This is a genomic window from Pseudomonas sp. S2_E02 (assembly GCF_054668355.1).
In genome coordinates this window covers 511,963-534,665 of record NZ_CP162761.1, presented here as the reverse complement: position 1 = coordinate 534,665, position 22,703 = coordinate 511,963, and the positions used below count along the sequence as shown (strand labels likewise).

The 22,703-nt window shown below is 55.9% G+C and carries 26 protein-coding genes; 11 read left to right on the top strand and 15 right to left on the bottom strand.

The genetic code is table 11. The features are described from left to right. Nucleotides 1–84: 84 nt before the first annotated feature. Entirely contained in the window at nt 85–525 is a 441-nt protein-coding gene (locus AB4O01_RS02340; RefSeq protein ID WP_093437296.1) for a DUF3995 domain-containing protein, read from the bottom strand. Between the two features lie 94 nt (nt 526–619). Between AB4O01_RS02340 and AB4O01_RS02335 the strand changes: the two genes are divergently transcribed. Then, nucleotides 620–1,009, top strand: coding sequence for a DUF2946 domain-containing protein (locus AB4O01_RS02335; protein ID WP_016982997.1), 390 nt, complete (start codon nt 620–622; stop codon nt 1,007–1,009). 92 nt (nt 1,010–1,101) lie between these two features. Next, nucleotides 1,102–3,234 (top strand): TonB-dependent receptor, encoded by a 2,133-nt coding sequence (locus tag AB4O01_RS02330; RefSeq protein WP_460090555.1) that lies wholly within the window; start codon nt 1,102–1,104, stop codon nt 3,232–3,234. Nucleotides 3,235–3,330: 96 nt separating this feature from the next. Here the strand turns inward: AB4O01_RS02330 and AB4O01_RS02325 are convergent, their stop codons facing one another. The 3 genes from AB4O01_RS02325 to AB4O01_RS02315 all read right to left on the bottom strand — a co-directional run bounded on the left by AB4O01_RS02325 (nt 3,331) and on the right by AB4O01_RS02315 (nt 5,118). Then, a complete protein-coding gene (locus tag AB4O01_RS02325) occupies nt 3,331–4,347 on the bottom strand; it encodes an ABC transporter substrate-binding protein (protein WP_099758701.1) in 1,017 nt (338 codons plus the stop codon). A gap of 127 nt (nt 4,348–4,474) precedes the next feature. Further along, on the bottom strand, nt 4,475–4,672 hold the full coding sequence (locus AB4O01_RS02320) for a hypothetical protein (RefSeq protein ID WP_257358234.1): 198 nt from the start codon (nt 4,670–4,672) through the stop codon (nt 4,475–4,477). After that, nucleotides 4,669–5,118 carry a hypothetical protein gene (locus AB4O01_RS02315; protein ID WP_175559647.1) on the bottom strand — a complete coding sequence of 150 codons (450 nt, stop codon included), beginning with the start codon at nt 5,116–5,118 and terminating at the stop codon, nt 4,669–4,671. The genes AB4O01_RS02320 and AB4O01_RS02315 overlap by 4 nt, the downstream gene beginning before the upstream one ends. Before the next feature lie 422 nt (nt 5,119–5,540). On the opposite strand from AB4O01_RS02315, the gene AB4O01_RS02310 reads away from it, so the two are divergent. Together AB4O01_RS02310 and AB4O01_RS02305 are read left to right on the top strand one after the other, a co-directional pair. Beyond that, on the top strand, nt 5,541–5,792 hold the full coding sequence (locus AB4O01_RS02310; RefSeq protein WP_320337075.1) for a hypothetical protein: 252 nt from the start codon (nt 5,541–5,543) through the stop codon (nt 5,790–5,792). Between the two features lie 50 nt (nt 5,793–5,842). Then, a complete protein-coding gene (locus AB4O01_RS02305; protein WP_095049996.1) occupies nt 5,843–6,079 on the top strand; it encodes a DUF2789 family protein in 237 nt (78 codons plus the stop codon). A 6-nt stretch (nt 6,080–6,085) separates the two neighbouring features. Here AB4O01_RS02305 and AB4O01_RS02300 read toward each other — a convergent pair whose 3' ends face one another. From AB4O01_RS02300 to AB4O01_RS02290, 3 genes are all read right to left on the bottom strand, one after another. Continuing rightward, nucleotides 6,086–6,289, bottom strand: coding sequence for a hypothetical protein (locus AB4O01_RS02300; RefSeq protein ID WP_095049995.1), 204 nt, complete (start codon nt 6,287–6,289; stop codon nt 6,086–6,088). Between the two features lie 111 nt (nt 6,290–6,400). Further along, entirely contained in the window at nt 6,401–7,624 is a 1,224-nt protein-coding gene (locus AB4O01_RS02295; RefSeq protein WP_460092198.1) for a methyl-accepting chemotaxis protein, read from the bottom strand. A 608-nt stretch (nt 7,625–8,232) separates the two neighbouring features. Further along, the gene (locus AB4O01_RS02290; RefSeq protein ID WP_003225981.1) at nt 8,233–8,637 is read right to left on the bottom strand and encodes a TraR/DksA family transcriptional regulator; all 405 of its coding nucleotides are present in this window, start codon (nt 8,635–8,637) and stop codon (nt 8,233–8,235) included. A gap of 401 nt (nt 8,638–9,038) precedes the next feature. Here AB4O01_RS02290 and AB4O01_RS02285 point away from each other — a divergent pair, with 401 nt between their 5' ends. The 6 genes from AB4O01_RS02285 to AB4O01_RS02260 all read left to right on the top strand — a co-directional run bounded on the left by AB4O01_RS02285 (nt 9,039) and on the right by AB4O01_RS02260 (nt 15,164). Next, the gene (locus AB4O01_RS02285; protein ID WP_460090554.1) at nt 9,039–9,947 is read left to right on the top strand and encodes a MurR/RpiR family transcriptional regulator; all 909 of its coding nucleotides are present in this window, start codon (nt 9,039–9,041) and stop codon (nt 9,945–9,947) included. 61 nt (nt 9,948–10,008) lie between these two features. Then, a complete protein-coding gene (locus tag AB4O01_RS02280; protein ID WP_460090553.1) occupies nt 10,009–10,614 on the top strand; it encodes a glutathione S-transferase in 606 nt (201 codons plus the stop codon). Nucleotides 10,615–10,616: 2 nt separating this feature from the next. Continuing rightward, nucleotides 10,617–11,741: a DNA alkylation repair protein gene (locus AB4O01_RS02275; protein ID WP_460090552.1), complete on the top strand. Its 1,125-nt coding sequence runs from the start codon at nt 10,617–10,619 to the stop codon at nt 11,739–11,741. 153 nt (nt 11,742–11,894) lie between these two features. Next, nucleotides 11,895–13,022 (top strand): PP2C family protein-serine/threonine phosphatase, encoded by a 1,128-nt coding sequence (locus AB4O01_RS02270; protein WP_320337080.1) that lies wholly within the window; start codon nt 11,895–11,897, stop codon nt 13,020–13,022. Between the two features lie 13 nt (nt 13,023–13,035). Then, nucleotides 13,036–14,091, top strand: coding sequence for a serine/threonine-protein kinase (locus AB4O01_RS02265; protein ID WP_320337081.1), 1,056 nt, complete (start codon nt 13,036–13,038; stop codon nt 14,089–14,091). Further along, entirely contained in the window at nt 14,088–15,164 is a 1,077-nt protein-coding gene (locus tag AB4O01_RS02260; RefSeq protein ID WP_108226435.1) for a serine/threonine-protein kinase, read from the top strand. Before AB4O01_RS02265 ends, AB4O01_RS02260 begins: the two co-directional genes overlap by 4 nt. Before the next feature lie 214 nt (nt 15,165–15,378). On the opposite strand, the gene AB4O01_RS02255 is transcribed toward AB4O01_RS02260, so the two are convergent. The 4 genes from AB4O01_RS02255 to dapF form a co-directional block, all read right to left on the bottom strand. Next, a complete protein-coding gene (locus AB4O01_RS02255; RefSeq protein WP_320337082.1) occupies nt 15,379–16,035 on the bottom strand; it encodes a DUF2931 family protein in 657 nt (218 codons plus the stop codon). After that, nucleotides 16,035–17,576: a T6SS phospholipase effector Tle1-like catalytic domain-containing protein gene (locus tag AB4O01_RS02250; protein WP_460090548.1), complete on the bottom strand. Its 1,542-nt coding sequence runs from the start codon at nt 17,574–17,576 to the stop codon at nt 16,035–16,037. Before AB4O01_RS02250 ends, AB4O01_RS02255 begins: the two co-directional genes overlap by 1 nt. A 136-nt stretch (nt 17,577–17,712) precedes the next feature. Continuing rightward, the gene (locus tag AB4O01_RS02245; protein WP_460090547.1) at nt 17,713–18,075 is read right to left on the bottom strand and encodes a DUF6124 family protein; all 363 of its coding nucleotides are present in this window, start codon (nt 18,073–18,075) and stop codon (nt 17,713–17,715) included. Nucleotides 18,076–18,642: 567 nt separating this feature from the next. Then, nucleotides 18,643–19,461 carry a diaminopimelate epimerase gene (gene dapF / locus AB4O01_RS02240; protein ID WP_460090545.1) on the bottom strand — a complete coding sequence of 273 codons (819 nt, stop codon included), beginning with the start codon at nt 19,459–19,461 and terminating at the stop codon, nt 18,643–18,645. A gap of 226 nt (nt 19,462–19,687) precedes the next feature. Here dapF and AB4O01_RS02235 point away from each other — a divergent pair, with 226 nt between their 5' ends. Further along, nucleotides 19,688–20,089, top strand: a complete 402-nt coding sequence (locus AB4O01_RS02235) for a carbohydrate-binding module family 20 domain-containing protein (RefSeq protein WP_093437206.1) — start codon at nt 19,688–19,690, stop codon at nt 20,087–20,089. 24 nt (nt 20,090–20,113) lie between these two features. Here AB4O01_RS02235 and AB4O01_RS02230 read toward each other — a convergent pair whose 3' ends face one another. The 4 genes from AB4O01_RS02230 to AB4O01_RS02215 all read right to left on the bottom strand — a co-directional run bounded on the left by AB4O01_RS02230 (nt 20,114) and on the right by AB4O01_RS02215 (nt 22,600). Continuing rightward, nucleotides 20,114–20,608, bottom strand: a complete 495-nt coding sequence (locus AB4O01_RS02230; protein WP_460090544.1) for a GNAT family N-acetyltransferase — start codon at nt 20,606–20,608, stop codon at nt 20,114–20,116. A gap of 13 nt (nt 20,609–20,621) precedes the next feature. Further along, entirely contained in the window at nt 20,622–20,834 is a 213-nt protein-coding gene (locus tag AB4O01_RS02225; protein ID WP_186623515.1) for a DUF4287 domain-containing protein, read from the bottom strand. A gap of 125 nt (nt 20,835–20,959) precedes the next feature. After that, a complete protein-coding gene (locus AB4O01_RS02220; RefSeq protein WP_460090543.1) occupies nt 20,960–21,853 on the bottom strand; it encodes a tetratricopeptide repeat protein in 894 nt (297 codons plus the stop codon). 198 nt (nt 21,854–22,051) lie between these two features. Next, entirely contained in the window at nt 22,052–22,600 is a 549-nt protein-coding gene (locus tag AB4O01_RS02215; RefSeq protein WP_460090542.1) for a cytochrome b, read from the bottom strand. Nucleotides 22,601–22,703 lie beyond the last annotated feature (103 nt).

Below are 22,703 nucleotides of genomic sequence, written 5' to 3'. Positions count from 1 at the left end.
ATATCTGTGAATACCCACAATCACTGTGGGAGCGAGCCTGCTCGCGAAGGGGCCAGCCAGGTCATCACAAATTTCAGATCAATTTCAAACCCAAGCCACCGCCAACAACCCCGCCCCCAACACCGCACACAACGGCGAATACACCCAGGTGTCCAGTCGCGCAAACCGCGAATCCTTCACGTCCTTGAAGAATCCGACCAGATTCGAATCACCGATCGCCCGGGCAAACATCAACAGCGCAATCGCGCTGATCACCCATTGCAGCGCCTTGTGTGTCACCGCCGGCACTCCCCAGCCAACCCGCATACACACCAACGCCGCAATCACCAACAATGCCGCCGCCACAATCAACGTGAGCCAGCCTGACGGCTTGAACGCCGGCCGTACCGTTGCGACAAATCCGCGCACCGGCACCTGCGGCACCACCACCGCTGCCGCCCACTGCCCACCCAGCGCCCAATACACGTGCATCAAGGCGATCACCGCAAACGTTGTCACCAGCCATTGAGCCAACACAAAGGTCATGGTTGAAATCCTTGGAAAGGGATTTGAACAAATCAGCCTAGTCGCATTTTTTCCAAGTGCACGACCGATCAGCGGTACGGTAAAGTGCCGCCCCATGAAATTCTCCCGTTCCGATCGCTCACTGCTGGCCTGGATGCTCTATTGCTGCGTCCTGTTCAACGTGTTCGCCTGCAGCATCGGTCACGGTCAAATGGTCGGCATGCAACTGAACGGTATCGGCGGCCAGTTCTGTACAGTCGACCCGGCCACTCAAGCGCCGCTCGCCAGCAACCCCACTGAAGAACAACTGCCGACCCTGTCCAAGGCATTTGGCTGCCCGCTGTGTTCAGTCGGCGGCGGCATGGGCCCGGCGTTCAACTCCAGCCTGACGCTAGCGATCCTGCCCGAACAACACAGCCCACCACTGGCGCCCATCGTCAGCGCCGACCTCCCTGCCCGCTTCACCTGGCCTTCGGCCAACCCTCGCGCCCCACCGCTCGCCTGAGTGTCCCTGCCTTTTTGATTTGTCAGCCCACTGCGCCAACGCGCCGCGTTCGCCTGTGCGCTGACTCCTAGACAAGCATTCAGGATTCATTGATGAAACAACTCACTCTGCTGGCGAGCCTGTGCGGCTGCCTGTCCGTTAACGTCTGGGCGCAATCCACCGTGGATCTGGCGCCGATCACCATCGATGGCGAGTCCGGCGCAGAACCGGGTCTGAGCCTCGACCAATCCAGCGGCATGGCCTCGCGACTGGGTTTGAGCGTGCGCGACACGCCGGCCTCGGTAGCCATTGCCAATCGCAATGACATCGAACGCCATGGCGCGCAGAACTTCCAGGACGCCGCCAACACCCTGCCCGGGGTCAACGCCAGCGCACCGCCGGGATTCGGCGGCTTCGTCTCCTATCGTGGCTTCACCAGCAGCCAGATCACCCAGATGTTCAACGGCATCAACGTCTCCGGCGGACTCGCGCGGCCCGTCGATTCATGGATCTATGATCGGGTGGAACTGGTCGGCGGCCCGTCGTCGCTGATCAACGGCGCAGGCTCGGTGGGGGGATCGCTGAACTACGTGAGCAAACTCGCCACCCGTGATGAACAAGCGGTTGAAGGCCGGGTCAGCTACGGCACCTACGACACCAGCGAAACCGCTTTCGGCCTCAACCACGCCCTCACCGACCCGAGCGCCGACGTGCAGCACTACGCGCGCCTCGACGTCAGTCACAACACCAGCAACGGCTACATCGACCGCCAGGAGCGCGATGCCTGGAGCGTGGCGTTCTCGCTACTCAGTGACCTCACCCCCGACCTGTCGCACACGTTGGCCCTGGAATATCAGGATGAACACGAAGACAGTCCGTACTGGGGCACGCCCGTGCTCAATCCCAAGGCCGGCGAGTTGAAGATCGATAAACACAATCGCTTCAATAACTACAACGTCGAGGACGGTCGCTACGAGCAGCGGACGATCTGGGTACGCTCGATCATCGACTACCGGATCAACGACAACACCACCCTGCGCAATACGCTGTACCACCTCGACAGCCAACGCGATTACCGCAACCTCGAAACCTACCAGTACACCGCCGACAACACCGCGGTGAATCGCTCCACTGCGTATCAGGTGCGTCATCAAGGCGAGCAGAACGGCAACCAGTTCGAACTGCGCCACGACAACACGCTGTTCGGTCTCGATACGACGTGGTCGGGGGGCTTCGAATACAAGGTCAACCAGACCACCAATTCGCCACTGAACGTCAAAGGTGCGAGCACGGTGGATCCGGACAACTACCGTCCGGGGCATTTTTACGACATTCCCGGTACCAACCCGAAATTGATCAGCGACAAAACCAACGAGGTCACCACCAAAGCATTGTTCGTGGAAAACCGTTTGGCGCTGACCGACAAACTGTCGCTGCTCACCGGCCTGCGCTATGACGACATTGACCTCGACGTGACCAACCATCGCACGGTAACCGCCACCAACCCGAAACACCTCAAGCGCAGTTGGGAACCAGTCACCGGCCGCGCCGGCCTGACGTACCAATTCATTCCATCGGCCAACGTTTACGTGCAATACAGCACCGCCGCCGAGCAACCGAACGGCACGCAGGACTTCGACGTTTCCACCGGCAAGCAATGGGAGATTGGCAGCAAATTTGATTATCTGAACGGGCGCGGCTCGGCGACGATTGCGGCCTACACCATTGAGCGAAAGGACTTCGCCGTGACCGATCCGCTGGACCCGACCAGCAGTATTCCGGTCGGCCAGCAGACGTCGAAAGGGTTAGAGATCGCCAGCTCGTTGCGGATCACCGACAAGCTGCTGGCTGAAGGCAACTTCGCTTGGGTCGATGCGCAATACGATGATTTCACCGAAAAGAATGCCGCCGGCGCGGTGGTATCACGCAAGGGCAACACGCCGACCAACGTGCCGGATCGGGTTGGCAATCTGTGGCTGACTTATGATTTTTCGCCGCAATGGCAAGGTGGGGTGGATGCACGATATGTGGCGTCGGTGTATGCCGATACTGCGAATACCTTGACCGTGCCGTCTTACACATTGTTCGGCAGCTTTCTCAGCTACAAGGTTGATTCGCATACCACCGTCACCGGGCGCGTGCGTAACCTGACCAATGAGGTGTATGCCGAGTTTGCGCATGTTTCGCCGGCGTATTACCTCGGGACACCGCGTACCTTCGAATTGGCGGTGATGACGAAATTTTAAGAGCTTCGCGAGCAAGCTCGCTCCCACAGTGTTGTGAACGACACATATCCATTGTGGGAGCGAGCTTGCTCGCGAAGAGGCCGGCCGCTACGGCCTCTATTTCAGATCAGCCGAAACCTTCTCCGCCACATCCTTCGGCAACCACGCCTGCCACACATCCGGGTGGGCCTTCATGAAGGCCACCGCCGCATCACGCGGCGCCGTGTGCTTCTCACTCATTTCCGCCAATGCCTTGTTCAATGGCTCGATCGGGAAATCCACCTTGCTGAAGAACTCGGCAATCTGCGGATACTGCTTCTGGAACGGCGTCGACACACCAATCGACAGCTTCGAAGCCAGCGACCGGGTCGGTTTCGGATTGGGATTATCCGCATCGGTTAGCGTCTTCCAGGCTTCGGCATCAAATGGCGGCTCTTCCAGTTGCACCAGTTTGAACTTGCCCAGTAGCGGTGTCGGTGACCAGTAGTAAAACAGCACCGGCTTACCGCGACGAATCGAAGAACTGATCTCAGCGTCCAGTGCCGCACCGGAGCCACTGCGGAAATTGGTGTAATCGTCCTGCAGACCATAAGCCGTCAGCTTCTGCTTGTTGACCACTTCCGACGTCCAGCCGATCGGGCTATTGAGGAACCGCCCCTTGCTCGGGGTTTCCGGGTCCTTGAACACGTCCTTGTACTTTTTCAGATCACTGACGCTGCGCAGATCCGGCGCCAGCGGTTTGATGCCTTTGGCCGGGTCGCCCTTGATCACGTACTCCGGCACCCACCAGCCTTCGGTGGCGCCCTTGACCGTGTCACCGAGGCTGACGACTTTTCCTTCGGCCTCAGCCTTGACCCACACCGGACTGCGACCGGCCCACTCCTCGCCAATGACCTGAATGTCATTGTTGGCCAGTGCGGTTTCCAGCGTGATGGTGGTGCCAGGCAACGTGTCGGTCGGCAAGCCGTAGCCCTTCTCGACGATGACCCGCAGAACATCGGTAATCAGGCTGCCGCTTTCCCAGTTCAGGTCGGCAAAGTGGATCGGCGCCTGGGCGGCCAGCACCGATGGCGCTGATGCCAGCAAACCAAACGTGGCCACGCTGGCAGCCAATAACCGTCGAAATCCGTTCATGCATTGCACCTCGTGCTGTTCACAGCAATGGCAGGATGGCCTGACAGAAGACCGCAAGCCTCTGAATACTCAGTCAACTGACTGTAGCCGAGGTTCCTGCTTTTTCCGGGGCATGCTGCGGACGAGGTTATGAATCAGACTTTTCCTGCAGGCTTTGCAGCTCGCGTCTGACCATGCTGGCGTATTCCGCGGGGCGCAACTGATAGATCTGCGCAGCCAGCCAATTCAGCCAGGCACCTTGCAGTTCCGCCTTGGCGGCGAACAACCGCTGGGCTTCCTCGCGTGCAGTGTCGAGGTTCTGCGAATGGAAATCCGCGCGGCTCACTCGCTGGCCTTGAACGTCACCAGTTCGCCCTTGCGCCACTTGGCGGCTTTGGCCGTAACGGCTTTCAGGGTTTTGGTCAGGCCTTCCTGCAATTGCTCATGGGCGGCGAACACGGTCACCACGCTATGGCCTTCCTTGAACAGGATGGCGTGCCCGTCAGCGGTATCGACGAAAGCGTAATCGCCCAGTCCATAGACCGTGAGTTTGATTTCGCGAAAACGCAGATCCATCTTGCCGCCTTCGCGGCTAGGCAAGACCGATGCACTGAAATGATCGCCGACCTTGAGCTTGAGCCCCGGTTTGTCATCGACCACCAAGGCACTTTCGGTGTCGATCTCGGCCACGTAAATGCCTTCGGCGTTCTGCTCGGTGATGTAAACAAAACGCGACTGGAACAGCTTGACCAGCTTTGCACGCAAATCACCCAACACGAACAAAGCATGCATATCGAGATTACTGACTGCCAAAGAAACATCCCCACATCTGAAAAAACCGCACACGGAAAACGCGCACGGCAAAAAAAAACGGCCAGGCCGATGTCACTGCAAACAAATCAATAAAGCCCGAATCGAGCAGAGTGCTCATTCAACGCGAGGTTGGTAAGACTACTGGATTGTCACTCGGGAAACTCATCCCGATGTCGCCAAAACCTGAAGGAAAAATCCTCAGCGTCGGCAAGAGCAGTCTGACTACGAACTTTAGGGAAAATTCTCACGAAAAAAAGCACTTCTCCGACATATCGCTGGCGAAAAATTGCTTTAGATAAGCCCTGTCGTCAACAGGTACTGGCGATTCTAGAGCAGCGATGCTCATTCCGACTACCCGAAACGGCCGGTAAATACCGGCCAACTGATGAAAAGGACTTCATATGTGCACTCGGACTCACTTTGCCATGACCGTTGACGCCCGGATCGAATCGTCGCTGATACTCAGTGCCACCACGATCAACGACGATTACCCGCGTTTCCAAGTGGTACCCGCCGGCAACGCTTTCTTCCATATAAAGGAAACATCGACCGGGCGCGTAAGAGGTTTCCGTGAAGATCACAACGAAGCCTGCGCCCTCGCCCGCTCACTTGAGTCGAAGATCGAACTCCTGACGAATGGCTGCCTCAGATAAAGAGAGCGACCGATTGTGCCATCCCGGCGCAAATCAAAAAGGAGAACATGATGGATCTGGAAGGTTATAACTTGAAAACTCTGTTCGATCAGTTAGGTCTTCCTTCAGAAGGACCGGAGATCGACAGTTTCATCGACGCGCATCCTCTCGACGCTGACACCAAACTAGTCGATGCCCATTTCTGGTCGGACTCTCAAAGGCAAACGCTGCAAGAGTGGATCAGCAAAGACGATGACAGGGCAATCGTCTTCGACGAGCTGAACGTGCGCCTTCACGACGGCAAGTAACCGAACTCAGTGCAGGCTGTCACCACACTCGGCTTGCAATTGCGCGAGCCACGCAGCCTTGCACTCCTCGGCCTCGTTGCGACTGGCAAACGCGGTACCGCGACGCTCGCCATTGAGCAAAACCACCCAGCACACGCTCTGCCCCAACGCGCGCAAACCGGCCGGCACGCCACTGCCGATCATCACAGCAACATCAACTCTGCACTGCATGCAGCCCCCGAAATCATTAGCAACCTAACTAAGCGGGCAGATTAATGGTTTCTTTCGAGCGGAAACAGCAAGCTCCGTGCACAGCTTCATTGCACCGCAAGTAACAATCCCTCAGCGCGGTTTCTCCGGCTTATAGCCCAAACGCAATCCACCCCAGTGCCGGCCCTTGATCATGATCGGCACCGACAGGTCATGCATCAGTTCACCGGTGTCGCGGGTGTAAGTCTGCAACAGCACCGGTTGCTGATGGCTGCCGCAGCGAATACCGGTGCGATCCGCGAACTTGCGTTTGGTGCGATTGTTCACCGCATCGACCTGCGCATCGCCAGTCAACGGCTGACTGAAGAGCTGATTGTGCGTCGGCACATAACCTTGCTGCGTGCAGGCAATAGCGAACACCAAACCCTCGTGACGCGGCAACAATGGCTCCTGAATCGCCGGCAGCACCTGATCGGTGTAACGGTCGAAACGGGTCTGAAACTTCGCCGGTTGGGTATTCGGGATCGGCTGATACTGGCGATCAAACAGATCCTCGAGGCTAATCTTTCCTTGTTCGACATCCGCCTCGAAACGTGCGGCAATCTGGCTCGCCCCTTCGCGAGCCAGATCGTAGATGCGCTGGTGATAGTCATCCAGACCGACTTCGGCCAGCCGCTCGCTGATGGTTTCCGCCTGCCCTTCCATTTGCACCGCCGCTTCAGCGAGGCGGCGAGTCTGTTGATCGCTGATCGCCAGATCGCTGCGCATCTGCTCGATGGCCTTGAACAGGCTGTCGAGTTGCTCGCGATTGGTTTCCGCACCCTGAGCGATTTCACCGACCTGGTTTTCCACCCCCGCTGCCAGTCGCGCGATGTTCTCCAGATGCTGGCCGGTGTGTTCGACCTGCTCGACACCGATCTGCAGATCACTCGACAACTCGCGAATCTGCTCCACCACCTGCGCCGTGCGTTGCTGAATGTCGGCGACCATCTCACCCACTTCACCGGTGGCCGACGCCGTGCGCGCCGCCAATCCACGCACTTCATCCGCGACCACGGCAAAACCGCGACCATGCTCACCGGCTCGCGCTGCCTCGATCGCCGCGTTCAATGCGAGCAGGTTGGTTTGACTGGCAATCGACTGAATCACCAGGGTCACGCGCTGAATATCGTCACTGCGCAGGCTCAAGGCTTCGATCAATTCACGACTGGCATTGGCGCGCTGACTGAGTTGATGCATGCGCGCGATCGAATCCACCAGTTCCGTGCGCCCCGCCGCGCTACTGTGATGGGCCTGACTGGCCGCCTCAAGCGCGGCACGGCTGAGTTGTGAAGTGGCGTGTTCAGTTGCGATCATCACCTCGGCGTTGCTGACGATCTGCGCCGCCGCATCGAGCTGCGATTCGAGTTTGCTCGCCAGTTCCTTGACCGAAAACGCCACGCCGGCCGCCGACAAGGCGTTATGGCTGGTGGTGTAGGAAAGGTCGCGGGTCAGTTCGGACATGGCGCTGCCCGTGTCGGCAGGCTGGGCATCGGGGATGGCGCGGGAACGCAAGCGCGGTAGCCAGACAATCAGCACCGCTAGCGGCATGCCAATGTACAGCGACCATCCACCCAGCGTCATGCCGGCCAGCAACAGCATCAGGGCGATGCTTTGCAGGGTCGGCGCGATCCAGCGGTTTTTCGGCAAAAGCACTGGTGCAGGCAAAGCCCCAACCAGAGATCCGTCTCTCGTCATATCAACACCCCACGCTTGTTCTCATTATTGTGACTGCATTAAACGCCACTACAACGCCATTATCCATGGTCCGTTAGTCGTGGGGTCTGTGGCAGGTCAATGGAACGGCGCGGGCTTATTGCAGACGAGCAAAAACAAAGATCGCAGCCTTCAGCAACGCCCATGTAGGAGCTGCCGAAGGCTGCGATCTTTTCAAGGTGCCCTGTTGAAAGGGTCACCCCACAGAATCAGGCCTGACGCTGGTGCTTGTCGATCTGCTCGTGACGCTCTTGAGCTTCGATGCAGTACTTGGTGGTCGGGCTGATCAGCAGGCGCTTCAGGCCAATGGCCTCGCCGCTGTCATCGCACCAGCCAAAACTGTCTTCCTTGATGCGCTCAAGGGCTTGTTCCAGTTGCGGCAGCATGCGCTGGTCGCGATCGATCGCGTTCACCAGCCAAGTGCGCTCTTCTTCAACCGAAGCCGCGTCCGCCGGGTCAGCCGGGGTGTCCAGGCTTTCGATGGCGATACGGTTTTGCTCAATGCGCTCGTGGGTTTCGACTTTCATGTTCTGCAGCAGCTCAGTGAAGAAAGCGTGCTGCTCTGCATTCATGTAGTCATCTGCCGGCATGGCCAGCAACTTGTCCTTTGTCATTGATATCTCTATAAAAAAACGTGCATTAAGGCGAATTAGGGAGCGTTTCGGCGAACCGCGTGCGGTCGGCGAAAAGGCATCGTTTATTGCAAATGCCACCCGGCACTCAATTTACGAGGGGCGGCAGTCTAAGGCCCGATCGAGGCCTCAGCAACTGTAAATACAGGGAATTTGTCCGACAACGCCCGGAAACTGCTCTGACACAGGGTTCACACGGCCATCGGAGTGCGTTTATAGCAAGAAATTCAGTCGAGCGGCTGTATATAGAAGACAAACGGCTAACCACGCAGCGCCCAGACGCAGTTTTTTACCACGCACTGCATCGTTTCAGCAAAGCAGAACCGCAAAAGCCCCCCTAATATCAGGCCCACCGTGTGATCAATCAGCCTGAAGGATGACCTATGCCCCGCCCCGATCTGCCGGCCATCGACGAGGTTTCACTCGTCAGTCCCCCGATCAATGCCGAGCGCCTGCTGCAACTGATCACCGACGAATACGACGCCCTGCCGCGCCAGCTCAAACGCATCGCCAGCTACATCAGCCAACAGAGCGACCGGATCATGGTCGACCGCATCAGCGACATCGCCCGCGAGTGCGAAGTGCACCCGTCCGCCATCGTGCGCTTCTCGCAACGCTTCGGTTTCAGCGGCTTCAGCGAAATGCAGGCGCTGTTCCGCAGCGCCTACACGCACAAAGCCTCGCCAGTGCAAAACTACCAGCAACGCATCCGCAGCATGATCGCCGACCAGTCGCAGCAAGCCAGCGCCGGCGACCTCGCCCGCGAATGCATCGACGCCACCCGCTCCGGCATCGAACGCCTGGGCCGCGAACTCGACGACGCCGCGTTCGAAAAAGCCGTCGACCTGATCGTCAACGCCGACAACATTTATGTCGTCGGCGTGCGCCGCTCCTTCGCCGTCGCCGACTACCTCGTTTACAACTTGCAACACACTCAGAAGCGCATTCACCTGGTTTCGGGGCTAGGCGGTAGTTATCGCGAGCAAATGCGCAGCGTGCGCGCCAACGATCTGGTCATCGCCATCAGCTTCGTGCCCTACGCCAAGGAAACCCAACACTGCCTGCGCTTCGCCCGCCAGCAACAGGCCAACACCCTGATCCTCACCGACAGCCAGCTCTCGCCGCTGGCGAAACTCGCCAACAGCGTATTGCTGGTCAACGAAGGCAGCGCCCTCGCCTTTCGCTCGCTGAGTGCGACGCTGTGTTTGTGTCAGGCGTTGTTTGTGGCGGTGGCTTATCGGCTGGAACTGAATGTTGATGAGATTCACGAACAACCCGGCTTCGACGACTGACAATTGCCTCTGCGTCGGCTAGGTTATGCCTTCCCACCGGTTTGACTTGAAGGAACGCGTCATGAAACTGATCGGCATGCTGGACTCCCCTTACGTGCGTCGCGTGGCGATCTCCGCCAAACGCCTTGGCATCGACCTCGAACACGAGTCAGTCTCGGTGTTCCGCCACTTCGAGCAATTCCAGCAGATCAACCCGGTGGTCAAAGCCCCAACACTGATCCTCGACGACGGCGTGGTCCTGATGGACTCGACCCTCATCCTCGACTACCTAGAAGCCAGTGCCGACAAAAGCCTGCTGCCAACCGACCTGAAACAACGCGCCCACGCCCTGCGCCTGATCGGCCTCAGCCTCGCCGCCTGCGAAAAAGCCGTGCAGCTCTATTACGAACGCAACCTGCGCCCAGCCGACATTCAATACCAGCCGTGGGTCGAACGCGTCGAAGGCCAACTCGCCGCCGCCTTCACCACCCTCGAGCAAGAACTGGAAAAAACCGGCCTGCCCACCGACGGCACCCTCACCCAGGCCGGCATCAGCCTCGCCGTCGCCTGGAGCTTCACCGACCTCGTCGCCCCCGACCAGATCGACACCCGCCGCTACCCACACATCGCTCAATACACCGCCTACGCCGAAACCCTCGAAGCGTTCGTCAGCACCCCGATGACCTGACCATGAGCACCACCGACACCGCCGCCCCGGCGTTAAAGGAAATCTTCAACGCCGAACGCTTGCAGCACATCGCCAGCGAAATGAGCGCCGTGTACCCGGCGTTCAAGGCCAAGGCGTTTCTCAAACACGCCCAGGACGGACTCGCCGAATTATCGGTGATGCAACGCATGGCGCGTGTCAGTGAAAGCCTGCATGCCGTGTTGCCGCTGGATTACCAAGATTCCCTCGATGTATTGCGTGAACTCGCGCCAAGGCTGAACAGCGGATTCGTCAGCATGTGTTTGCCGCACTACGTCGCGAGCTACGGCGGGCATGCGTTCGACACCTCCATGGACGCCCTCAAGTACTTCACCACCTTCGGCTCCTCCGAATTCGCCATCCGCCACTTTCTGCGCAGCGACCTCGAACGCTCGCTGGAATTGATGCACGACTGGACCCGAGACGAAAACCACCACGTTCGACGCCTCGCCAGCGAAGGCAGCCGCCCTCGCCTGCCTTGGTCGTTTCGGTTGGAAGCGGTGCAGGCGGATCCGCAGTTGGCGGCCGGGATACTGGATCGGTTGAAGGCGGATGAGAGTTTGTACGTGCGCAAGTCCGTGGCGAATCATTTGAATGATGTGACGAAGGTGCATCCGGAGTGGGTGTTGGACGCGATTGAAGGTTGGTCGATGGAGAACAAGTACACGGCTTGGATTGCGAAGCATGCGTTGCGGAGTTTGATTAAGCAGGGGGATTTAAGAGCGCTGACGGTGATTGGTGCGGGGGCGAAAGCTGAGGTTGAGTTGTTGGATGTGCGGGTTGAACCCCCGGTGGTGAGGTTGGGGGAAGCGATTACGTTGTCGTTTGTGGTGAAGTCGACGGTGGCGCATGAGCAGCGCTTGGTGATTGATTATGCGATTGACTATGTGAAGGCGAATGGCGGGGTTTCGGGGAAGGTTTTTAAGTTGAAGACGCTTGTGTTGGCGGGGTTTGAGAGTGTGGTTGTGGGGAGGCGGCAGGTGATAAAGGACTTTACGACGCGGAAGCACTATGCGGGTGAGCATACGATGCACTTGATGGTTAATGGACGAAATTTGACGAGTACCGCATTTTCAATTGGCCATCCTCAAAACGAATCGGAACTATAAAAGTTGACTAACAGACGCCGTTATCAGTACCACAAAAAAGTCATCGTTCACTCGGGAATGGTAGGAACGGTCATGTGTGTACTATCCTATGACGAAAGCTAAGCAGAAGCCTTCTGCGAGAGTAATTAGCGCATTTAAATACATAAGGCAAATATGAACTATTGGAAGACGCCAATTCAAAAACAGATCACTGCTTGGTTGTCTCGACGAACTGCAAGGTCAGGAGTTCGACGGGTTGGACCTTTGTCTGCAGCGATTGCCAGTGAAATTGGTGCCGTTCGTACTGAAAATCAAGATCGAGCAATACTCGTCCAAGGTTGGGATGGGGATGGTCGTAGATTCGCAGTGGCTGCAGTGGCCGATGGCATCGGTGGGATGCGCGACGGAGGTGCATGCGCTGCTTTAGCGTTAGGAGCATTCGTTGCAGCAATTCACGATATAGCTCGCTCAGGCCCACTTGACTCTGAGGAGTGGCTCTCGCGAGCTATTTTCGCCGCAAACGAAGCAGTGCACTACCAGTTTAGAGGGACTGGTGGATCTACTCTAGTAGCTGCATTGATCCGGTCTCGAATGCCATCATTTTGGGGAAGCGCGGGCGATAGCAGAGTATACCAAACCTACAATGGTAAACTTTTACAGCTTTCAGTTGACGACACGATCGCCGGACAACTTGGCAAGAAAGACGACGAGAGCGGAGAGCAGTCAAAGCTACTTCAGTATGTAGGCATGGGCAGCGACCTAGAGCCTCACATTAAAAAAGTTTTGAGTGACGGGGATGACCAATTAATCCTAACTACAGACGGCATTCATTATCTATCAAAAAACTCGAATTGGTTCGACAGGGTGATATTAAACTCTCCCGACCCAGGCTCTTGCGCCAAAAGACTAATAGATATCGCCATGTGGTGTGGCGGCCCAGACAACGCAAGCATTACAATCATTCCGACCGCCCACGACTTTGGTGATGACATCGAGCCTTTATATGACTGTTTAGAAATTTGGGATTCGCATGGCGACTTACAACTTATTGGAAAAAACGAACAAGATATTGTAACACCTTCAATATCACCCATACCCGAAGTAGCCACCCCTACACCAACCAACAAAAAAAGAAATACGCCAAATAAAGCACGAGCTTCCCGCCAAGTGATCCGCGAGGAGGACAACAAGCAGCAAACCAACATAGAAGAAAAAAAAGCCTCACCCAAACGCACGCCCAGAAAAAAACAAAAAAATGAAGTCCCTCAACTACTGATGGAATTCCCGAACAAATCAAATTAACAGGATGTTATGAATGCGAATTGCAGATAGATACGATTTTGGAGGGGAATCCCTCGCGGGGGGAATGGCTAAAGTACTAATTTGTAACGACATCACTCTAGAGCGTAAAGTAGCTATAAAAGTCATGCCGGGGAGCTCAAACAAGCGAAGAGTGCGCGACGAACTAAACGCACTGCTTAAGATGCGATCAAAGCACGTGGTACAAGTTTACGACATCCTCACAATTGAGCGCGAGGATCTAGCCATTGTTCAAGAATTTATTGAAGGGCTTGACCTATTCGATCCTAAGACCCGGCCAGAAAATAGCGAAGATTATTTAAAGTTAATATGGCAGATTGCGTCTGGCCTTTCGGACATTCATCAGCTCAATGTTATCCATCGCGACATCAAACCCAACAACATGAAAATAGATGCTGAAGGGATCGTCAAAATTTTTGACTTTGGCCTTTCCCGCGATGAAGGCGAAAACGCCGAAACTGTTGGCTTCATTGGAACACGGGGGTTTGCTGCGCCAGAGCTCTACGCACACGATGCTAAATTCACTAAAGCCGTTGACACGTATGCGTTTGGCGCCACCGCCTTATATATTGGCCTCTACGATCTTCCTGCCGAGTTAAGAACACAGCCTCCTAAAGCCTTAGAAGATGAGTATTTCTCACAATTCTCTTTCGAGCTAAGTGACGACGTTAAAAAAATCCTTTCATCTTGCTTAGACCTAAACCCTAATAACCGACCAAGCATAAAAAATATCAGGGACACCTTAGCTTTACACCTTCTTCAGAATCGCCACAAAGCTTTAGTAGTACACAACAAAAAACCATCTTATTTACATGCGAACAATCGCTCAGTAGTTCTAAGCCTGCCTAACCTCGGGGCTGTTGAGATTCACTACAATGGATTTGACTTCTCTGTCAAAAACGTATCTGGCGAAGTATTTATAAACAACAAGAAAGTAACAATCGGGAGCAAACTCCCCGGCGCCTGCGTTGTAGCTTTGGGTTCATCCGCGCACGGATCAAAACGCGAATACATTACATTTGACTTGTCCCACCCGGAGATAGTTTTATGACTGGCCCAATTTCCCCAAACGACGTCATTGGGGATCGCTATAAAGTAGAACGATATCTCGCTGAAGGCGGCATGCAACTAGTATACATAGCCAAAGACCAAGTTACGGGCCGTTTAGTAGCTCTAAAAACCCCAAAAAATAAATCGGCAGAGAAGCGCTTTCATCGTAGCGCCGTTGTTTCCGCCAAAGTAAACCACCCAAACGTAGCAAAAACACTAGATTACTTACTACACAATGACAGGCAATTTTTAATTGAGGAGCTTATCGAGGGTGCAGACATGCGAGCTGCGCTTCTTGTGGAGACCTCATTTTTAGACCCATACCTCGCCGCCAAAATTTTCCACCATATTTCCAAGGGCGTTGCGGCTGCGCATCACGCGGGAGTTGTACATAGGGATCTAAAACCCACTAACATAATGATCGTGGGGAATTACTCACTTCTGGAGCTAAAAGTAACAGATTTTGGCATTGCAAAGATGGCGGAAGAGGAGCTCCTTGAAGCTGTTGAAGGCGGAGAAACAAGTTTAACTACTTCTCAAACGGCGGTCGGGGCATTACCTTATATGGCACCTGAAGCTATCGACACCCCTAGAGCAGTCGGATCTCCTGCTGATATTTGGTCGATCGGCGCCATGATGTATCATTTGCTTTCAGGCGAATACCCTTTTGGCCAAGGGCTACGCGCCGTGCCAAAGATCGTGGCTGCAATATTGCCCATTCCGCCCCGTTTTTTAACATCCAACCCGCAGTTCGCTCCACTTGCAAGCGAATTACTAGCGCTGGCCTTTAGTTGCATGGCAAAAGACCCAAAAGCTAGGCCGACTGCGGACGAACTAGTAACGAAATGTAGCGAGTTATGCTACACATCAACAACTCGACACAGAGGGAAAATTGGAGACTATGTCTTTAACGCTTTTGGACATATAAACTCTCAACAGGGAAGAGTTTTTTATCATCGAGAATGCGTTTATGGAGTACTTCCTAAAATCGACGACGACGTCCTTTTCGCCAGTTACGATGGAGGTGGCTCACCTAGAGCTTTACCAGTCGTAAAGTTAGGTCTTCCGAATTAACCACAAGCGTTAAACAGGATTACTTCGTAAAAAGGGCAGCACAAAACTGCCCTCCCCTCCTACATGCCTAACTCCCACAAATACCCCCTCTTAAAACATGCAACAAACCATCTGACCGGACTTAAATAACGTTTAATTCTAGCTTAGAAACAAATACACATTATAGACATTCACCTTCCTACAGAACTTCATATTATCTACGCATTACCTCACTCTACCAACTCCCGTACGGAATGCCGTACTTTTCGATGTAACGTTTGGACTTTTCGCTAATGGGATATGCGTAGCGCCCTTGATTCTTCCCCTGACTGGGCCCCAGCGGATCGATCTCCGCCTGAGCTCTGGCCACCTTGACAGGACGGTGGCAAGAGTCTCTGACAAAAACCTGGACTACGCCTCTAGGAGCCAGACCCAAATAGATAGAAGCGCTGTAGCTACCCTGCTGTTCCGGAGCTTCCGGACACCGCTGATTAACCGACTGCCTCATCACGTCCCTCGCCTCTTCGGGCACATCAACCCAAACCTGATATGTCTGTGGCTCGACAATTGATTGCCAGCGCACGTAAATACGCTTGGGAAGATCAGCACCAATCACTGCTTTCGCAGCACCACCTAATGCATGCCAGCCTCGAGCGGATTCTTTACCGTCTTCAGGCTCCCCGCCTGCGGCTGTTCCGGATCCTGTGCGCTTGAATAGCTTGCCGTTGATGTCTTCTACGGCGCTGTCCTCAACCCACACTTTCATGTAATAGGGCTCGGTGAACGCAAGCTCCCAAGATTCGGATTTGGGATCGTTCTTGGCCGACAGCGGATCGGCAGACTGGCAGGCAGTCATGAATAGTGCGCAGAACAGGGTCGCAAGAACTTTCATTACCAAAGCGTCCAGTCAGGTACATGAGGATGTTGCACGCGGATGGAGTCTTCCGTGGGGGCGTTGATGTAAACCGCGTTGATCCCGCTGCCATCTTTTCGGCCAAGCGGATGGTTCCAGTTGGCTGAGGTGTGAATGTACTTCAATTTCAGCAATTCATCTTCCTGCGGGGTGACGCTGTAGTCCCCCGCCAAGAATCTATCGCACAGGGGTTGCAGCTCTTCAGGAATTGCCAGATCAGGCGTATCTGGAATGTCGTTGAATCGTGCGCCCTTTTCTTTTGCCAAGCGGTGCATCACTCGCAGGTAGACCCTCGACAACATGCCACTCACCGGGCGTTTAAGCTGCAGAGCGGCGTACACACGCTTCACATTGGGACTGAGTCGATCTTGCGGGCTGTTCGGCATCAGCAATGCGTCGGGCGTTACGATTTCAAGCATTTCCGTAGGCCAGCCTTTGGCTAACCATTGGGCCTTGGCATTGACGGCATCGCGGTAGATCGAGGTCGTCGTGACATCAGTATTCAAAGGCACGATCAGCGTTTGCATGGGACTTACAAGCACACATTCCTGCGCCTCTTCCAGATAGCCTCCGCCGATATCCGAATGCACACCCGGCAACGTTATCTCCAAGTGATCAGCCTTGACGCGACTGAGTGCGAAGTTGGCGCGGCATTCATCACGGGCAGACAACTGGACGACATCGGTAAAAAAACGACGATCGAGATAGAGTTTGACTCCCGTCGCTACAGCGCTTTTGATGTTGCCAAGATTCGACCAACCAGCAATCGATGGGACGGTATCGAACAAGCCGATAAACCCCATGTTGATGTCACTTTTATACTGGTCATTGAATTTAGGGCTGAAAGCTCTAGGCAGGTTTCTCAGCACGGTGCCAAGCGGGCCACGACTGGTGCGGACGATCTCATTGGCAAAATGTCGAGCCGCTGCGGCGCCACGACTGAAGCCAAACGTATCGAACGTCAAGGAAGCGATTTCACTCCCTGGGTTATCAATCAGGACTCGGCTGATAGCTTGTTGAATGACTGGAAATGAAGACTCGACTCGACCGGCAACACCTGTTTCACCGCGTCCGGAGCCAGAGCCGAACTTACTGTCTTCTTCTCCGGAGCGGGTGCCAATGCCCTCGATATAGACGACGCGGGAGGTTCGCTTCAGCGGTCCCTCTCCTACTGCGTCAGGTACGGCGTCATACAAGTCGCTCAGCCTTTTTACATTGCTGACATCGTTGCCGTAACTGCTATCCGGATCGCTCATGTAAGGCTGGCAACTAGCAGGAATATCCTGCGGCGCAATCGGATGCTGCGCCCCACACAGCAATCCCGCCGCCGTGTTATTCGCATTATTCCCAGTGCCATCAAAGAAAACCCCAATCCTCAACGCGATCCCGATTTTCTCAGGTTCGCGCGCAGGTTCTTTCCCGTGTTTCTCATATTCCGCCCAACGCTGGGCGTGAATATCGACGGGTTTGGCTTCTTCGTAACGGTAGTTTTTCGGGGGGTTGGGTACGTAGCCACTCATCCGTGATTCCTGGTTCTGATCCTTGAGAACGGCCCGAAGGGTGACAGCCGTGGCTGGGGGGCGCAAGCCGTGGCCGTGTGCCAGCCAGGGTGTGACCGCGGGGTTAGACGAGGGTTTCCCCTCGTCGGGGTGGGGGTTAGCTGGCGATTTCGACGTTATCCAGCGCTTGGTTGACGGCGATTTCGCCGAGCATCACGACTTGGGCGATGCCCAGAGCGGTTTTGCGGTGGGGGGTGTCGAGCATGGCGGCGAAGTTGAGGAGCATTTCGCTGGCGGAGCCGAGGGTTTCGCTGGCGTTGGCGAGCAGGGATTCGCTGTCGTACTTAGGGTTGGCGAGGTACATGCGTTCGGGTTGTTGGGTGCTGGCCATGATTTGGCTGGAGGGTTTGAGGTAGTGGTCGAGGGCGCGTTCGGCGGCTTCGTGGAATCGCTTGGAATCGGGGGATTCGTAGGGGGATGTGGGGTCGGTTTCGGGTGGGTTGGGTGTTGGTTTGATCATGGTGAAACTCCTAGTTAATAAAAAGGAGCCTTCACATTCGCTACCAAACGAAGGTGGCGGCCATACGCGGGTTGGTAGACCGGTAACTAGGACCCGGCACACCCGAAGGTGTCCTGCGCATGGCCACCATTGAGCAGAGACCTGATGAGGTCTGCGAACGGTTCGCGATGCGACTAGTTATGGCGGGCTACCAAACCCGATCGCTGTTTTTCAGCGACCGACAGACGATAGAACCCGCGACCTAGACGCACAAGCCGGCGGATTCTGGCTTAGTCGTAGGTAACGGCGCAAGGCGTTGTAGGGTTTCGGTGGTTACTTGAGGCTTCGTTTAAACAATGGCGGTTTTTACTGTTTATTTCGGTCAGTGGTTGATGGGGTGACTGGGCGGGCGTCTTCGCGAGCAAGCTCGCTCCCACAGGGGGGTTGTGGTGGATTTTGGAATTGTGGTGGTTGGGCTGGCGTCTTCGCTAGCAGGCTAGCTCCCACAGGGGTTTGTGGTTGGGTTGGGATTTGCTGTGGCTGGGCTGGCGTTATCGCGAGCAGGCTCACTCCTACAGAGGGTTGTGGTCACTTGAGGTCGAGTTGGGTGTCGGGGATTGTGCCGGAGAAAGTGGGTTCTACCGGGCCGCTCAGGGTTACGGAGCCTGAGCCGTTCCAGTGGACGGTGACGGGGCCGCCGTCGCATTCAACGTTGACGGTGTGGTCGAGCAAGCCTCGGCGGATGCCGTTGACGGCCGCGCCACATGAGCATGAGCCGGAGCCGAGCGGGATGGCGCCGTTGCGTTCCCAGATGCGCAGGCGGATGTGTTGGCGGTCGATGACTTGCACGAAGTGCACGTTGGTTTTGTGTGGAAACAGCGGATGTGTTTCGAGGCTTGGGCCGAGGGCGGTGATGTCGACGGTGCTGAGGTCATCGACGAAATAGGTGCAGTGCGGATTGCCCATGTTGCACGCAGTTGGAGCGCCGGCGAGCGGTAGAAATAGCGTGTCGTGTTCTTGCGCCAGAGGGATGTCTTGCCAGTCGAACAACGGTTCGCCCATGTCGACGGCGATCAGTCCGCTGGGCGTGCGTTCGCAGGTGAGCAAGCCACGGTTTGTGCGCAGGGTGATCGAGGTTCGGCTGACCTCGCGCATCAACCTGTCCGCCACGCCACGGGTGGCGCTGCCACACACGTCGAGTGCTGAGCCGTCGGCGTTCCAGAACTCCACGCGCGCATCGGCGTCCTCGCAATTGAGTACTACGGCGAGCTGATTAAACCCGATGCCGCGGTGGCGATCGCCGAGGCGCCGAACCAGTTGGCTGGTGATCGGGTTAGCGTGGTTGCGCGCGTCGACCATGACGAAGTCGTCGCCGTTGGCGTGCATTTTATGGAAATCCAACGGCATTGATCGATCCTTGATGGAGTGAGTTTCGCGGTGATCTGGCCGGATTTTCGTCGCTTTTGCAAGGCAGGTTTGTGTAACGGTCCCGCGTCAGTAGCGGCTTCTCCCGACTATAAACAGGCAGTGCGATTATCGCGAAGAACTCTAAAGGACTGTCAGTTCTTACAGGTCATTTTTTGGGTGCGCGTGGCTAAGCTGGCCCGACTGAATACGTCCTGAGGAATTGATCATGAGCCGCAATCGTTATCTGTTGCCGCTGGGTTTTGTGTTGTCGGCAATGCTGCCTGCTGTAGCTGATGCCGGTGCCACCTGGACTTATCTTTATCTCGAAGCAAACTTTCGCTGTGATAACGGCGTCACTGCACAGGGATACAGCGTCTATGCAGTGGGCAATGTCGCGGAGTTGGGCAATTGGGATACGGAAAAGGCCGTTCTGCTCGGCTCTGCTGCCTATCCCTCCTGGTCCGCAAAAATAAAATTCACCAAAGCGAAGCCTGGTGATGTCATTGAATGGAAATGCATCATTCGCAACGAGAAACCTCCATACGATGTAAAAACCTGGCAGTCGGGACCTAACACTCAGGTGACCATGACGTTTAGTGCATCACTTCAGACTACCGGTCAATTCTGAATCACGAGTGTGCATGGCCAGGATTCACAAACCTTGGGGCTGGCCTCTGCTGCGCGTCATGTTGATCAGCGCTGAACGTTTGCCACCCGGCGCCGGGCGTTCTTCGATGGAGAACGGCACGAAGCCAAGTTTCGGGTAGAGCAGCAGACCTGCGGTGTTTTCGTTGAAGCAGGACAGTTGCACTTCCTTGGCCTGGTATTTTTCGAAACCCAGCGCGGTCATGGTTTCGACGATGTACCGCGCCACACCCTGGCCACGGGCATATGGCGCGACGATGACGTTGCCGATGCAGCAAATGCCATCGTGCTCAGCCCGGTAGAAATTGGCGAAGCCGACGAACTCGCCGTTGGCCAGAAAAGCCGTGGAGTCGAAGCGCTGGCTGATTGCGCCGTGCATCTGTTCTTCCGTCAGCGGGAAGTTGGCTTTTGGGAACATGAAAAACAGCTCTTGTTCGCCTTGGGGAAAGCTGCAGAGGGTGTTGACGTCGTCGGCCGTCACTGGCCGGTGGGAGAAATTCATCGCTGCCCTGCCCTCACTTTTTACTCGCCAGATGATGCGCAACCAATGCGTTGGCATGACCGTGGCCCATGCCGTGTTCGTCCTTGAGCCACGCCACCAGTTCCATGTGTTTCTTGTCGCTGATGTCGGCGAGCAGGCTCAGCCAGTGATCGATGGGCTGGCCGTATTTTTTCTCGATGGATGGGAAGTACGACGCCGGGCCTTTTACCTTGTTGTCTTCGCTCATGTTGCAAGCTCCCTGTGATCACGACGGAGGGTCGGCGGACGCTCCTTGTCGGCAGGTCATAGAGTGGACGCGAGAGTCTATTCCGGCAAGTAGCCCGCCGATCAGTTCGGGCCAAACGGCACCCCTTATTTTTTCGATAGCGCTCTGAGTAGCTCTCTATCGGTCAGCCCATCGGTCCTGACGCTGGCGACAGTCGTGTGGTTTTTCTGCTGCGGCGAAAGGATCGGTTCGCCGGGGTATCGGTAATCGCTAAAGCCCTGCATGACTTTTTGGTCGATGGCACTGTTACCGCAACTTTGCCGCAAGGCAATCACTGGCACCAACGAGCCGGGGGTGTAAGTCAGTTCCAGTTGCACCGACTTGCGCACGGGGGTCGACAGCTTTTCTTGCGCCAGGGCTTTCTCGATACCTTCAATCTTCTCCCTGATGCCGTACTGCATCCTATTGAGATAAACCTTGTTGTACTGCTGTTGTTGTTCGATCGTCATCACCACGCCCTTGGTGTGCAGGCGTTGGAGGTTGTCCCATGAGTCGGCTTTGAAATACAGCTTCAGCGCCCCCTGAAGGTCTTGCGGGCCGCCTTTGCCGTTCTCCAGATACTCGGCGACTTTGAGCTCCATTGCGGTATTGCCGGGTTCCGCGATAGAGCGCTCATAAAAGTCCCGGGCAGCCACCAGATCGACCGGCCCGCCGACACCGGCTGCCGCCATATCGCCCAGTCGGCTGTAGACATTCGGCGCACGTCGGGCCACCGACTCATAGATGTCTTTGGCCTTCTCGATGTTTTTCGGCACGCCATGTCCCTGCTCGTACATCTCACCGAGGATCACCTTGCAGTTGGCGTTCTGGGTGCTGAGATAGCGGATTTCGTCAAACTGCTGCTCACTGATCGACGCTTGCTTGAAGTACGCCGCACAACGAAAGCTGGGGAACTCATCGTCCGCAAGATTGGTGCGATGGTGGGATTTGCAGCCCGCAACGAGGGCACTAAGCGCCAGTACAGCAACAACCTTGTTCATGAATGGCATCCGTTGAAATCGTGCAGATTTCATCGGCAGGCAGGCGCAAAACCTGAAGTGTCGGTTACTCGAAAACACCAGAAAAACCTGTGGGAGCGAGCCTGCTCGCGAAGGGGCCGGGTCAGCCAAAATCATCGTAGGCTGACACACCGCTTTCGCGAGCAGGCTCGCTCCCACAGGGGTTGTAGTGGATCAGGGTTATTCGGTGCGGCCCGGCAGCATCCGCACCAGGGTGTTATCCCGCACCCAATAATGATGAAACAACCCCGCCGCTGCGTGCAGCCCGATCAGCCAGTAACCGGTGCTGCCAATCAGTTCATGCCAGTACTTCAGTTGTTTGCCGAAGTCCGGGTCGATGGCCACTGGCGCGGGGACGTGGAAGCCGAAATACGGAAACGGTTTGTCAGCGGCAGCGAGCATCAGCCAGGCGAGGATCGGCGTGGCGATCATCAGGCCGTACAGCGCCAAGTGCATCAGGTGCGAAATGCCGGTCTGCCACGCCGGTGGTTTTGGGGTGATCGGCGGGCGTGGGCTGAGGCGGCCGAGCAGGCGGATCCACACGAGGGCGAAGATGCTCGCGCCGAACAGGCCGTGGAAGCCCATCAGCAAGCCGCGCGCTTCGCTGCCCTTGGGCATGTAGCCCTTGATTTCGACGCATGCGTAGACGCCGACGAACAGCGCCAGCATCAGCCAGTGCAGGGTGATTGAGAGTTTTCCATAACGGGTTACGGCGATGTCGCGGGTCATAAGCTGCGCCTCGTGATTGTCGTGAATGACAGTCGATTCGTTCGACCGTATCGATCCGGTTGCCGGGCGAACCGACGGCGTTACCCTGCCCGCCCAGTCTTAA

Bases quoted from the DNA above. Each gene is read 5' to 3' on its own strand.
- AB4O01_RS02340 (WP_093437296.1), bottom strand. From the start codon at position 525: ATGACCTTTGTGTTGGCTCAATGGCTGGTGACAACGTTTGCGGTGATC.
- AB4O01_RS02335 (WP_016982997.1), top strand. From the start codon at position 620: ATGAAATTCTCCCGTTCCGATCGCTCACTGCTGGCCTGGATGCTCTAT.
- AB4O01_RS02330 (WP_460090555.1), top strand. From the start codon at position 1,102: ATGAAACAACTCACTCTGCTGGCGAGCCTGTGCGGCTGCCTGTCCGTT.
- AB4O01_RS02325 (WP_099758701.1), bottom strand. From the start codon at position 4,347: ATGAACGGATTTCGACGGTTATTGGCTGCCAGCGTGGCCACGTTTGGT.
- AB4O01_RS02315 (WP_175559647.1), bottom strand. From the start codon at position 5,118: ATGCATGCTTTGTTCGTGTTGGGTGATTTGCGTGCAAAGCTGGTCAAG.
- AB4O01_RS02310 (WP_320337075.1), top strand. From the start codon at position 5,541: ATGTGCACTCGGACTCACTTTGCCATGACCGTTGACGCCCGGATCGAA.
- AB4O01_RS02305 (WP_095049996.1), top strand. From the start codon at position 5,843: ATGGATCTGGAAGGTTATAACTTGAAAACTCTGTTCGATCAGTTAGGT.
- AB4O01_RS02300 (WP_095049995.1), bottom strand. From the start codon at position 6,289: ATGCAGTGCAGAGTTGATGTTGCTGTGATGATCGGCAGTGGCGTGCCG.
- AB4O01_RS02295 (WP_460092198.1), bottom strand. From the start codon at position 7,624: ATGATCGCAACTGAACACGCCACTTCACAACTCAGCCGTGCCGCGCTT.
- AB4O01_RS02290 (WP_003225981.1), bottom strand. From the start codon at position 8,637: ATGACAAAGGACAAGTTGCTGGCCATGCCGGCAGATGACTACATGAAT.
- AB4O01_RS02285 (WP_460090554.1), top strand. From the start codon at position 9,039: ATGCCCCGCCCCGATCTGCCGGCCATCGACGAGGTTTCACTCGTCAGT.
- AB4O01_RS02280 (WP_460090553.1), top strand. From the start codon at position 10,009: ATGAAACTGATCGGCATGCTGGACTCCCCTTACGTGCGTCGCGTGGCG.
- AB4O01_RS02275 (WP_460090552.1), top strand. From the start codon at position 10,617: ATGAGCACCACCGACACCGCCGCCCCGGCGTTAAAGGAAATCTTCAAC.
- AB4O01_RS02270 (WP_320337080.1), top strand. From the start codon at position 11,895: ATGAACTATTGGAAGACGCCAATTCAAAAACAGATCACTGCTTGGTTG.
- AB4O01_RS02265 (WP_320337081.1), top strand. From the start codon at position 13,036: ATGCGAATTGCAGATAGATACGATTTTGGAGGGGAATCCCTCGCGGGG.
- AB4O01_RS02260 (WP_108226435.1), top strand. From the start codon at position 14,088: ATGACTGGCCCAATTTCCCCAAACGACGTCATTGGGGATCGCTATAAA.
- AB4O01_RS02255 (WP_320337082.1), bottom strand. From the start codon at position 16,035: ATGAAAGTTCTTGCGACCCTGTTCTGCGCACTATTCATGACTGCCTGC.
- AB4O01_RS02250 (WP_460090548.1), bottom strand. From the start codon at position 17,576: ATGAGTGGCTACGTACCCAACCCCCCGAAAAACTACCGTTACGAAGAA.
- AB4O01_RS02245 (WP_460090547.1), bottom strand. From the start codon at position 18,075: ATGATCAAACCAACACCCAACCCACCCGAAACCGACCCCACATCCCCC.
- dapF (WP_460090545.1), bottom strand. From the start codon at position 19,461: ATGCCGTTGGATTTCCATAAAATGCACGCCAACGGCGACGACTTCGTC.
- AB4O01_RS02235 (WP_093437206.1), top strand. From the start codon at position 19,688: ATGAGCCGCAATCGTTATCTGTTGCCGCTGGGTTTTGTGTTGTCGGCA.
- AB4O01_RS02230 (WP_460090544.1), bottom strand. From the start codon at position 20,608: ATGAATTTCTCCCACCGGCCAGTGACGGCCGACGACGTCAACACCCTC.
- AB4O01_RS02225 (WP_186623515.1), bottom strand. From the start codon at position 20,834: ATGAGCGAAGACAACAAGGTAAAAGGCCCGGCGTCGTACTTCCCATCC.
- AB4O01_RS02220 (WP_460090543.1), bottom strand. From the start codon at position 21,853: ATGAACAAGGTTGTTGCTGTACTGGCGCTTAGTGCCCTCGTTGCGGGC.
- AB4O01_RS02215 (WP_460090542.1), bottom strand. From the start codon at position 22,600: ATGACCCGCGACATCGCCGTAACCCGTTATGGAAAACTCTCAATCACC.